10 protein-coding genes are annotated in these 11,308 nt (G+C 69.3%); 5 read left to right on the top strand and 5 right to left on the bottom strand.

Annotated elements, in window-relative coordinates:
• Positions 1–111: 111 nt before the first annotated feature.
• The 5 genes from ACWGE0_RS45170 to moeA form a co-directional block, all read right to left on the bottom strand.
• Positions 112–2,268, bottom strand: coding sequence for an AAA family ATPase (locus ACWGE0_RS45170; RefSeq protein ID WP_452267013.1), 2,157 nt, complete (start codon positions 2,266–2,268; stop codon positions 112–114).
• Positions 2,269–2,346: 78 nt separating this feature from the next.
• Complete coding sequence (gene pssA, locus ACWGE0_RS45175; RefSeq protein ID WP_452267014.1) at positions 2,347–3,315, bottom strand: CDP-diacylglycerol--serine O-phosphatidyltransferase; 969 nt, start codon at positions 3,313–3,315, stop codon at positions 2,347–2,349.
• Positions 3,315–4,010, bottom strand: coding sequence for a phosphatidylserine decarboxylase (locus ACWGE0_RS45180; RefSeq protein WP_439662944.1), 696 nt, complete (start codon positions 4,008–4,010; stop codon positions 3,315–3,317). The genes pssA and ACWGE0_RS45180 overlap by 1 nt, the downstream gene beginning before the upstream one ends.
• A 204-nt stretch (positions 4,011–4,214) precedes the next feature.
• Positions 4,215–5,624 carry a M48 family metalloprotease gene (locus tag ACWGE0_RS45185; protein ID WP_452267015.1) on the bottom strand — a complete coding sequence of 470 codons (1,410 nt, stop codon included), beginning with the start codon at positions 5,622–5,624 and terminating at the stop codon, positions 4,215–4,217.
• Positions 5,625–5,640: 16 nt separating this feature from the next.
• Positions 5,641–6,834, bottom strand: coding sequence for a molybdopterin molybdotransferase MoeA (gene moeA, locus ACWGE0_RS45190; RefSeq protein ID WP_452267016.1), 1,194 nt, complete (start codon positions 6,832–6,834; stop codon positions 5,641–5,643).
• Positions 6,835–6,906: 72 nt separating this feature from the next.
• Between moeA and ACWGE0_RS45195 the strand changes: the two genes are divergently transcribed.
• From ACWGE0_RS45195 to ACWGE0_RS45215, 5 genes are all read left to right on the top strand, one after another.
• Complete coding sequence (locus ACWGE0_RS45195) at positions 6,907–7,548, top strand: AIM24 family protein (protein ID WP_452267017.1); 642 nt, start codon at positions 6,907–6,909, stop codon at positions 7,546–7,548.
• A 76-nt stretch (positions 7,549–7,624) separates the two neighbouring features.
• The gene (locus ACWGE0_RS45200; protein ID WP_030470913.1) at positions 7,625–7,831 is read left to right on the top strand and encodes a cold-shock protein; all 207 of its coding nucleotides are present in this window, start codon (positions 7,625–7,627) and stop codon (positions 7,829–7,831) included.
• A gap of 69 nt (positions 7,832–7,900) precedes the next feature.
• On the top strand, positions 7,901–9,145 hold the full coding sequence (locus ACWGE0_RS45205) for a serine/threonine-protein kinase (RefSeq protein ID WP_452267018.1): 1,245 nt from the start codon (positions 7,901–7,903) through the stop codon (positions 9,143–9,145).
• A 226-nt stretch (positions 9,146–9,371) separates the two neighbouring features.
• Positions 9,372–10,991, top strand: a complete 1,620-nt coding sequence (gene groL, locus ACWGE0_RS45210; protein ID WP_396424077.1) for a chaperonin GroEL — start codon at positions 9,372–9,374, stop codon at positions 10,989–10,991.
• 127 nt (positions 10,992–11,118) lie between these two features.
• Positions 11,119–11,271 carry a hypothetical protein gene (locus tag ACWGE0_RS45215; RefSeq protein WP_452267019.1) on the top strand — a complete coding sequence of 51 codons (153 nt, stop codon included), beginning with the start codon at positions 11,119–11,121 and terminating at the stop codon, positions 11,269–11,271.
• Positions 11,272–11,308 lie beyond the last annotated feature (37 nt).

Raw genomic sequence — 11,308 nt, forward strand, 5'->3', positions numbered from 1 at the left:
GGTGTCAACTCGACGAAAAGCGTGTCGAGTTGACACCCCTCCTCGTGCGCGGCAAGAGCTTCAGCGCGACTCGTGACGGGACCCCACCGCCGGAAACGCTCGCGAATAGCTCTAAGAGCGCTTTGCTGCGTATGCCGCTAGCGCTGCCAGCTGGGCTGGGTCCAGTGACGGGCGCACTACCTTGCGTGCCTTTGCCAGGTGGTCTTGCGTTACTTCGGCTGCGTCCAGGGATTCGCGCATTGCCGTTAGGGCTGCTTCGCGTACTAGGGCTGCGCAGTCTGCTGCTGAGTACATGTCCAGCTCGGCTGCCAGTGCTGCCAGGTCTACGTCCTCGGCCAGTGGGGTGTTGCGGGACGAGGCCTTGAGGATTTCGGTTCGGGCGTCGGCGTCTGGTGGTGGGACGTTGACCAGGCGCTCCAGGCGGCCTGGGCGGAGGAGGGCCGGGTCGATCAGTTCTGGGCGGTTGGTTGCGGCGATTACCACTACGTCGCGGAGGGGTTCTACGCCGTCCAGTTCGGTCAGCAGGGCGGCTACTACTCGGTCGGCTACGCCTGCGTCGGAGGATTGGCCTCGGCGTGGGGCCAGGGCGTCGACTTCGTCGAGGAAGATCAGGGCTGGGGCGGCGTCGGCTGCTCGGCGGAAGAGTTCGCGGACTGCTCGTTCTGACTCGCCTACGAACTTGTCCATCAGTTCGGCGCCTTTGACGGTCAGGACGTTCAGTTGGCCGGAGCCTGCCAGGGCGCGGACCAGGAAGGTTTTGCCGCATCCCGGGGGGCCGTAGAGGAGGACGCCTCGTGGGGGTTCTACGCCCAGGCGGGCGAAGGAGTCCGGGTAGCGCAGGGGCCAGAGGGCGGCTTCGGTCAGGGCCTGTTTGACCTCGGTCATGTCGCCCACGTCGTCGAGGGTGAGGCCGCCGGTTTGGATTGTGTCCGAGGCGGACATCGAGATCGGGCGGACGGTGCCCAGGGCGGCCAGCAGATCTTCTTGTCCCACGCGGGGTTCTGCTACTTCGCGTTGGCGCAGGGCTGCTCGTACGGCTGCTTCTCGGCGCAGGGCGCAGAGGTCGGCGGCTACGAAGCCCGGGGTGCGTTCGGCCACTGCGCCGAAGTCCACATCGGACTCCAGGGGGACGTCGCGCAGCAGGACGCGGAGGAGTTCGGTTCGGGTGGCGCCGTCGGGGAGGGGCAGGGTCAGTTCGCGGTCTACCAGGTCGGGGGCTCGCAGGCGGGCGTCCACCGACTCTGCTCGGGCTGAGGTGACGACCAGGGCCAGGTTGGGGCGGGAGACGGCGGTGCGAAGGATGTCCAGGACGACTGTTGCCACTGGCGGGGGCGTGGTGGGGAGCAGGGCGTCGATGTCAGTCAGCAGCAGGACGGTGGGGTGTTCGGGGACGCTGGAGATCGCGTCGCCCAGTTGTTTGGCCACCGAGCCTGGTTCCAGGACCGAGATGCTCGGGGCGGCCAGTTCCACGACTGTGGCGCCCACCGAGTGCGCCACTGCTCGGACCAGGGTTGCTTTGCCGACGCCTTCCGGGCCGCTGATCATGGCGGCCAGGCGGGCGGAGGCGCCCAGGCGGGTGAGGAGTTCTGGTTGGCGGAACATGAGTTCCAGCCATTCGGTGAGGCGGCGGGCCTGGTCTTTTTGGCCGACCAGGTCGGTCAGGGGGAGGGCGTCGTGCTTTTCCTGGACCACCACCGGGGTTACTTCGGCAGCCGGGGCTGAGGCTGAGCGCCAGCCCACGACGCTGGACGGCTGGACGGCTACTGGGCCCGACGGGTCGGTCGAGGTGATGGTGATCAGCTCGTTGGTCCACGTCATGCCGATGGCGTTGGAGAGCTTTTGCCGCGTTTCGGAGACGTTCGCGCCGGGTGGCGGGGCCAGGTCCTGGGGGAGCAGCGAGACGCTGTCGCCCACGGTCAGGACCTTGCCGGTCAACGCCATGCGGACGTGATCCGGGGTGAGGGCGGTGGTGGCCAGGCGGGAGCCGGCGACGGTGATCGAGCGGGCGCCGGCCACGTCGACCGGGGCCACGACGATTTCGGAGCCTTCGACGATGCCGAGGTTGGTCAGCGTGACGTCGTCCACCAGCACGATGCCCGGTGGGTGGTCGCCGGCGGCGGCGAGGGCGGCGCTCACGCGGGCGCCGGTCAGTTTCACGGCGTCCCAGGCGCGCAGGCCCAAGGCGTCGAGCACCTCGGGGTGCAGGCGGACTACGCCGCGCCGGGTGTCCAGAGCGGACGGGGACAGGCGAGCCGTCAGCGTGATCACGTCGTCGACTCTAGTGCCGGTGCGAAAACTACGGGCCGGACACGATGAACGTGTCCGGCCCGTGGTCAGAGCGAGCTGTTACGGCTTGTGGTGACGGCGAAGGCCCAGCTGGCGCCAGGAACGCCTGCGGTTGCCGGCGGTGGGGGCTGCGCCTTCTGCTGCGGCGGCGGTGGAGGCGTCGCGGCGCGGGCGGCGTACTGCGCGCATTGCGGCACCGGCCACACGGCCGTGCAGTGGTTGGCGCAGGCCCAGGCGGCGGGCGGCCACGCCGTGTGCGCGTTTGATGGCGCGGCGCTCTACGCCCGTGACGGTCCAGGCTTCAGGGTGCTTGGACAGCCACATGTACCGGCGCACCGAGTACGGCAGGTGCCCGAGGTAGATGACCATCGCGATGATCAGTGCCACCAACGGGTACGTGATGATCGCGGCGGCGAGCAGTCCGATCAGGACCAGCAGAGGGGCCACCGCGCGCGGCGGCACCTTCACGGTCTTCACGGACAGGGTCGGGATTCGCGACACCAGCAGGATCGCGACGATGACCGTCCAGATGCCCACGACGAGCGGCTCGTTCCACCAGCCGTCGGTGCGCACCTGCTCCTCGATGATCAGGGGCAGCAGCAGCAACAGGCCGCCTGCCGGAGCGGGGACGCCGACGAAGAACTCCTTCGCGAACGGCGGCTGTTCCTTCTCCAGCAACGTGTTGAAGCGCGCCAGGCGGACCACCATGCAGACCGCGAAGATCAGTGCGATGACCCAGCCGGCCCTGCTGCCCTCGAACTTCCAGAGGTAGATCGCGAGCGCGGGTGCCACGCCGAAGGAGATGGCGTCGGCCAGCGAGTCGAGCTCGGCGCCCATCTTCGACGTCGCGTCCAGCATGCGGGCGATGCGACCGTCGAGACCGTCGAACACGGCTGCTGCCGCGATCGACGCGATGGCCGCGCCCCACATGCCGACGTTCGCGAAGTGCACGGCGGACAGGCCCGAGCACATGGCGAGGACCGTGATGGCGTTCGGCAGGAGGCGAACACCGGGCCCGCTGGGCGCCATCAGGCCTCCGGGAGTTCGGCGAGAACGGTCTCGCCGCCGATCGTGCGCTGGCCGGCCTCGACCAGGACACGGCTGCCGCGCGGGACGTAGAGGTCCACGCGCGAACCGAAGCGGATCAGGCCGTAGGTCTGGCCCGCGGTGACCTTCTCACCCTCTGCGACCTCGCACACGATGCGGCGCGCGACCAGGCCGGCGATCTGCACGACGACGAGGTCGTGGCCGTCGACGGTGCGCAGCCACACGGTGTTGCGCTCGTTCTCCTCGGACGCCTTGTCCAGGTCGGCCGAGAGGAACTTGCCGGGGTGGTACGAGACCTGGACGATCTCGCCGTCCGCGGGCACGCGCTGCACGTGCACGTCGAACACCGAGAGGAACACGCTGACGCGCGTCATCGGCTGCGTGCCCAGGCCGAGCTCGGCCGGCGGCACTGCGTCGACGACGTGCGAGACGGTGCCGTCGGCGGGAGCGACCGCGAGGTTCGGGCGGGTCGGCGTCACGCGCTTCGGCTCGCGGAAGAACCACGCAACCCAGGCCGTGACCAGGGCCAGGACGACGCCGAGCCGCTTGAAGCGCAGCCGGACGAGGAGGGTCGCGATCGCCGCGCCGGCGACGAACGGCCGACCGGCCGGGTGCATCGGCGGCACCATGCCGCGCGCGAGTTCGAGGAAGTGAGAGACGGGCTTCTCGCTGCTCATCGTGTCTTTGGGTTCCGTAGCTTCCGTGGTTTGTCGGGCGGCATCACGCTACGCCAACACGCCAAACCACCCATCGGGACCGCCGGAAAAGCAAGTGGCCGGTCGGCTCGTGCATCCCCCGACGAATGCACGCGCCGACCGGCACCTGCGGGCAGTGTAATCCCCGTCACATGGGGTGAACAACGTCGCTGGGTGAGCGTTCCGTCACAGTCCGTTGACGCCAATTGCTTGCAGCTGGAGCCGCACTTCCGGCACCCGATTAGCGTCACGGACCGCGGGTTCGACGAGATCTTCCGGGTAGAGCGCAGCTCCGTCGGGCAGCCGCAGCACGAACATCCCGCCCCAGTTGAGTTCCAGCGTCGCGCGATTAGCCGACACCAGCTGGTCAGCGACGGTGCAGGCGAGCAGTTCCGTCACGGTTTCGACAGCCGCCTCGTGCACCTGCTCCGCGGTCAGCGAGGCGTCGACCGGCCGGCCGGTGAGCTGGTGCAGCTCACCCCGTTCCAGCGCCGCCAGCACGTCGGCCAGCGTCCCGCCGACCTTGCTCACCTTGCCCGCGTGCCGCAGCGCGTCGGCGTAGCGGCGCACCTGGGCCGGGCCGCTCAGCGCGACGAGCTCGGCCCACGTCGCGGGCGGGCCCTGCACGCCGATGAGGAGCGACGCCGCTTCCGCCGGGATGCCCGCCAGCAACGTCCAGCCCGGCCGTTCGTCGATCGGGGCGTCGCCGCCGGTCAGCAGGGCCATGGTGGCCACCCGCTCGCGGATCGGCGGGTGGCTGTCGAACACCGACGTCGGTTCGAGCTCGGCCATCCTGCGTTCCAACTCGCGCAGCTCGTGCACGCGCCGTGGGTGGTCTAGGTACGAACGGAAGCCTTCGAGCAACGGCGGTGTGCGTCCCGCTAGAAGCGCGAGCGACACATAAGACGTGAGGTAGTCGCTCCACGCCTCGCCGACGGGTCCGCTGCGCAACAACGCCCTGCGCGCCGCGTCCCGGCCCGCCGCGGTGACGGCGACCTCGTCGGCGAACCGCTCGTGGTCACGGCTCTCCGACGCGGCGACCAGCGCGTAGAGGTGCGCCCACGCGCTGAGCAGCCCGAACACCCGGTCGCCGCTCAGGGAGAGCTGCAGCGCGAGCTTGGCTCGGTAGGTCATCGCCGAGAGCTGGGTGTGGCCGCCGCCGTAGTGGCCGAACTCGTGCGCCAGCACCGACCGCAGCTCGCCGACGCTCAGCCCGGCGACCAGCGGCAGGCCCAGTTCGAGGTAGCGCACGCCACGGCGTTCCCACACGGCCGCGTTCGCGCCGTCCACGAGCCGGATGTCGTCGGGGCCGCGGGTGCCGGCGACCTGCGCCAGTTCGTCCACGTGCCGCCACAGCTCGGGGTACGTCTCGCGGGCCATCTGGAACCCGCTCGGCTCCGGACGCGCGAACAACGCCCGCAGCGTCGCCCACAGCGCGGGGCCGCCCAGCCCGACCGCGACGACGAGCATCCAGACGCCGCCCTCGGGATCGCCGATCGAGAACCGCCAGATCGCGATCGCCGTCAGGCCGCCCGCCAGCGCCACCGCGAGCACGAAGAAGCCCGCGAGCATCACCAGTGCGAGTGCCGCTCTCATCCCCCAGCTCTCCGTCCTACTGCAGGTATCTGATGGTGACCTCGGCTCCCGCCGCCAGCTCGGTGACGTCCTGCGGCACCTCGATCAGGCAGTTCGACAGCGCGAGCGCGGACAGCAGGTGCGACCCCGGCCCGCCGACCGGCGTCACGACCTGACCGGACGACGGGTCGTACAGGCCGCGCCGGAACTGCGTCTTCCCTGCTGGAGACGTCAGCGGAGACGACACGGTTGCCCGTGCGGCAGGCCGTTCGACCTGGGTGTGTCCCATCGACGCCAGCAGCGCGGGCCGCACGAAGACCTCGAACGACACCTGCGCGCTCACCGGGTTGCCCGGCAGCGTCAGCACCGGCAGACCCTCGTAGGTGCCGGCGCCCTGCGGCCCGCCCGGCTGCATCGCGACCTTGGTGAACCGCACGTCGTGGCTGGCCAGCGCGTCCTTGACCACCTCGTACGCGCCCGCGCTGACCCCGCCGGACGTCACCAGCACGTCCACCGAGCCGAGATAGGGCGTCAACGCGCGGTGGAACGCGTCCACGTCGTCCGGCACGAACCGCAGCTGCACCGCGATTCCGCCCGCGTCCCGCACGGAGGAAGCGAGCATCATGCCGTTCGACTCGTAGATCTGGCCCGGCAGCAGCGGCTGGCCGGGCTCGACCAGCTCGGAGCCCGTGGACAGGACCAGCACGCGCGGGCGGCGGTGCACCGGGAGTTCGGGGAGGCCGAGCGCGGACGCGAGACCGAGCTGGGCCGGGCGCAGGACGGTGCCCGCGAGCAGCACCGGGTCGCCCTTCTGCACGTCGTCGCCCGCGATCCGGATGTTCTGGCCTGCCTGCGCGGTGGCGTTGATCGTCACGACGTCCGTGCCGCCGTCGGTCACCTCGACCATGACCACCGCGTCGGCGCCGGGCGGCACCGGGGCGCCGGTCATGATCCGCTGCACCGTGCCGGGTTCCAGCGCGTTCAGCTCGGTGCGACCGGCGGGGATGTCGTCGGCGACCGGGAGGCGGACCGGGGTCTCGGCGAGGTCCGCGGCGCGCACGGCGTACCCGTCCATCGCGGAGTTGTCGAACGGCGGCAGGGAGACGGGCGCGATGACATCGGCGGCGAGCACCAGGCCGAGGCACTCGTCGAGCGGCAGCTGCAGCACGGGCATGAGCCCGACGAGCTCCGCGACGCGCTGGCGGTGTTCGGCGACAGTGGTGGGGGACACGACTGCATACTGCCAACGTCGAGGTGGTCGTGACGATCGCTTGACCGGAGTTCATCCTCGGAGGTGTTGTTCGTGCAGGTCCGGACCAGGCACACACCGACGTTCGGCGTGGCGAGACTCGTTCTCGCGCCCGGCGAGCTGGTCCTGGTCGACCCGCTGACCATCGCGGCCACGAGCTACGGGCTCTCGGTCGAGGTGAAGGGCGCGGGCGACAAGGCGGTGGCGCTGTGCACGGCGGGCCCGGAAGGCGGCTGGATCGACGCGGCCCCGGTGCTGCCCGGCGACCTGCACCTCGTCGAGCTCGACGGCGCGAACGGCTGGTGCCTCGCCCGGCAGAGCTGGATCGCGTCGAGCAGCACGGTGGCGATGAACCCGGAGGCGCCGCCGATGAAGGCGCTCTTCGGCGGCCACGAAGGCTTCCTGAACTACGCGCACGGCCAGGGCGCGGTGGTGCTCGCCTGTTACGGCGCGCTCGACCTCGTGACGCTCGCCGCGGGTGAGGCCGTGACCATCAGCAGCGATCACGTGGTGGCGTTCGCGGACACCGTGCAATGCCGGCTGCGGCCTTCCGCACCTGATGGCGTGCAATCCATTCCCACCGGTGAGGGCCTGGTGTTCGACTTCGCCGGTCCGGGTGCCGTGCTGACCCAGACGCGCGGACCTCGCCGGCTCACCACCTGGTTGCGCGCCAACGGAGTCAGCTCTCGTTCATGACTCCGTAAGGAGGTATCCGCGTGACTTTTCTTCTCTTAGCGTTGCGTTCTGCTTGCGTGATCTGAAGGAGGACGCCTTGGCTCTCGGTACCGTCAAGTGGTTCAACTCCGAAAAGGGATACGGCTTCATCGCAACCGACGGCGGGCCCGACGTGTTCGTGCACTACTCGGCGATCCAGATGGAAGGCTTCCGGACCCTCTCCGAGGGAGATCGCGTGGAGTTCGAGGTGCAGGCCGGGCGGGACGGGCGCAGCCAGGCGTCGGACGTGCGCCGCGCTGGATAGAAGACGACCTGATCACAGCTTCGGCCAACCCCCGGCACGCTGATCTGACCGGACGTTAGGCTGCCTGGCGTGTCGGAAGACCTGAGCGGGCGGCGAATCGCGCATTACCGGATCGACGGCGTGCTCGGCCGCGGTGGCATGAGCGTGACCTATCGGGCCACGGACGTGAGACTGGGCCGGAAAGTCGCGCTCAAGGTCATCGGTGAGCACCTCGCACCCGACGCGGAGTTCCGCGAGCGGTTCGTCGACGAGGCGCGCAACACCTCCGCCATCGACCACGCGAACATCGTGCCGCTGTACGACTTCGACGAGGTCGAAGGCCTGCTCTACATCGCCATGCGGCTGGTGGACGGCCAGGACCTCTCCGGTCACATCAAGGAGGGGCCGCTCACCCCGGCCCGCACCCTCACGTTGCTCGCGCAGGTCGCCGAAGCGCTCGACATGCTGCACGGCAAGGGGCTCGTGCACCTAGACGTGAAGCCCGCCAACGTCCTGGTGACCACCAAGGAAGGCACGCGCGAGCACGTCTACGTCGCCGACTTCGGCCTCACCCGCCGCGGCGCCACCGGCCACCGCACTCGAACGGGTGATTTCCTCGGCTCGCCGACCTACGCGGCGCCGGAGCACCTGCGCGGCGAGCCCGTCGACGGCCGCACCGACCAGTACGCGCTGGCCTGCATGTTGTTCGCGTGCCTCTCCGGCCGTCCGCCGTTCCAGGGCGGCGTGCAGGAGGTCATCGCCGGTCACCTCGGTCAGATCGTGCCCGCGCTGTCGCACCTCGTGGCGTTGCCGCCGGCGATCGACGACGTGATCCGCCGTGGCACCTCGAAGGACCCGCAGCAGCGGTACGCGAGCTGCGCGGAGCTGATCAACGCCGCGCGCGTCGCTCTCGCCGGGGTCGCGCAGGGCTCGGCTCCCGCTCAACTCGGGCCGCAGTCCGGCTCGATCCCGGCGCAGTCGCCGCAGTCCGGTCCGATGCCCGCCCAGATGTCCGGGCACCAGGGACAGCAGGGTCCGTACCAGGGCGGCTACCAGCAGCAGGGGCTGCAGGACCCGGTCCGGCTGCGCCCGCCGAACCAGGTGGGCGTGAGCGCGTTCACGTCGGGCAAGAAGGAGCGTCCGGCCTGGTTGGCGCCGGTCATCGCGGCCGCGGTCGCCATCGTGGTGATCATCATCGTGGTGATCATCCTGACGCCCGGCGACGAGCCCGCACGTCAGCCCAAGACGAACTCCTCACCGACGCTCAACATCGGCGACGAGCCGACCTCGAAGAAGCCGCTGCCCACCTCTGTGCCGGTGCGCACGTCCCGCTGAGTTCGCCCCGGGTTCGCTTGCACTCGCCGTGCCCGAGTGCTAAACACGAACTAGCACTCGGCTAGGTCGAGTGCCAAAGAAGTGAGCTAGGGCGGTGAGGCACTCCCGTTGATCAAACGGGGGAGTCGTCCGTCGCGGGCACCAACCTGGCCACTCGCACCGTGTTCCGCTGTGGGCGTGTGCCCGCAGTGGCCCAGAATCCACAAAGGCGGAGGAACACACCGCAATGGCCAAGATGATTGCGTTCGACGAGGAAGCCCGTCGCGGTCTCGAGCGCGGGATGAACATCCTCGCTGACGCCGTCAAGGTGACGCTCGGCCCCAAGGGCCGCAACGTCGTGCTCGAGAAGAAGTGGGGCGCGCCGACCATCACCAACGATGGTGTCTCCATCGCGAAGGAGATCGAGCTCGAGGACCCGTGGGAGAAGATCGGGGCCGAGCTCGTCAAGGAGGTCGCGAAGAAGACCGACGACGTCGCTGGTGACGGCACCACCACCGCGACGGTGTTGGCACAGGCTCTGGTCCGCGAGGGCCTGCGCAACGTGGCCGCGGGTGCGAACCCGCTCGGCCTCAAGCGCGGCATCGAGCAGGCCGTCGAGGCGATTGCCGAGCAGCTCCTGAAGGCCGCCAAGGAGATCGAGACGAAGGAGCAGATCGCTGCTACCGCGTCCATCTCCGCTGCTGACCCCACGATCGGCGAGCTCATCGCCGAGGCGATGGACAAGGTCGGCAAGGAAGGCGTCATCACCGTCGAGGAGAGCAACACCCTCGGGCTCGAGCTGGAGCTCACCGAGGGCATGCGCTTCGACAAGGGCTACATCTCCGGTTACTTCGTGACCGACCCCGAGCGTCAGGAAGCGACCCTCGAGGACCCGTACATCCTGCTGTTCGGCTCCAAGATCTCCACGGTCAAGGACCTGCTCCCGCTCCTGGAGAAGGTCATGCAGGGCGGCAAGCCGCTGCTGATCATCTCCGAGGACGTCGAGGGCGAGGCCCTGGCGACCCTGGTCGTCAACAAGATCCGTGGCACCTTCAAGTCCGTCGCCGTCAAGGCGCCTGGCTTCGGTGACCGCCGCAAGGCCATCCTCCAGGACATCGCCACCCTCACCGGTGGCCAGGTCATCACCGAGGACGTCGGCCTGAAGCTGGAGAACGCCGACATCTCGCTGCTGGGCAAGGCCCGCAAGGTCGTCGTCACCAAGGACGAGACGACCATCGTTGAGGGTGCGGGTGACGCCGAGCAGATCCAGGGCCGCGTCAACCAGATCCGCGCCGAGATCGAGAAGTCGGACTCCGACTACGACCGCGAGAAGCTCCAGGAGCGCCTCGCCAAGCTGGCTGGCGGCGTTGCCGTCATCAAGGCCGGCGCGGCCACCGAGGTCGAGCTCAAGGAGCGCAAGCACCGCATCGAGGACGCCGTTCGCAACGCGAAGGCTGCCGTCGAAGAGGGCATCGTCGCCGGTGGTGGCGTCGCGCTGCTGCAGGCCGCCGAGGCTGCGTTCGCCGGTCTGCGTCTGACCGGTGACGAGGCGACCGGTGCCAACATCGTGAAGGTCGCGGTCGAGGCTCCGCTGAAGCAGATCGCCATCAACGCCGGCCTCGAGGGCGGCGTCGTGGTCGAGCGCGTCAAGTCCCTGCCTGCCGGCGAGGGTCTGGACGCCGCGACCGGCGAGTACAAGGACCTGATCAAGGCTGGGATCATCGACCCGGCCAAGGTCACCCGGTCCGCGCTGCAGAACGCCGCGTCGATCGCCGCGCTGTTCCTGACGACTGAGGCTGTCGTCGCGGACAAGCCGGAGAAGAACGCTGCTCCGGCCGCGCCTGACGCTGGTGGCATGGACTTCTGAGTCCTGCTTGATTGTTCTGAAGGGCCCGGTTCCGCCGATTGGCGGGGCCGGGCTTTTTGGTGTTTGTGGGATTGCGGTGGTCTGAACACGTCTCCTGGGCGAACCTGACAGGGGGACGGGAGCGCACGTGGCGTCGTTCGAAGAGGTTGTCGCCGAACTGGACCGGGTGGTCAGCAAGTCCGACGAGGTGGACGCGGCCTTGGCACAGGCGGGGCGGCTAGCTGTACTGGCCCGAGACGTTGCGAACGGTCCGACACGTGATCGGATGATCTTGGAATGAGGGAGGGCCTCCGGGTTCGGTGTGGATTGCGACATCT

It is taken from the genome of Lentzea sp. NPDC054927 (assembly GCF_053610285.1).

Coding starts and splice junctions, on each gene's coding strand:
- groL (WP_396424077.1), top strand. CDS start 9,372: ATGGCCAAGATGATTGCGTTCGACGAGGAAGCCCGTCGCGGTCTCGAG.
- ACWGE0_RS45180 (WP_439662944.1), bottom strand. CDS start 4,010: ATGAGCAGCGAGAAGCCCGTCTCTCACTTCCTCGAACTCGCGCGCGGC.
- pssA (WP_452267014.1), bottom strand. CDS start 3,315: ATGGCGCCCAGCGGGCCCGGTGTTCGCCTCCTGCCGAACGCCATCACG.
- ACWGE0_RS45185 (WP_452267015.1), bottom strand. CDS start 5,624: ATGAGAGCGGCACTCGCACTGGTGATGCTCGCGGGCTTCTTCGTGCTC.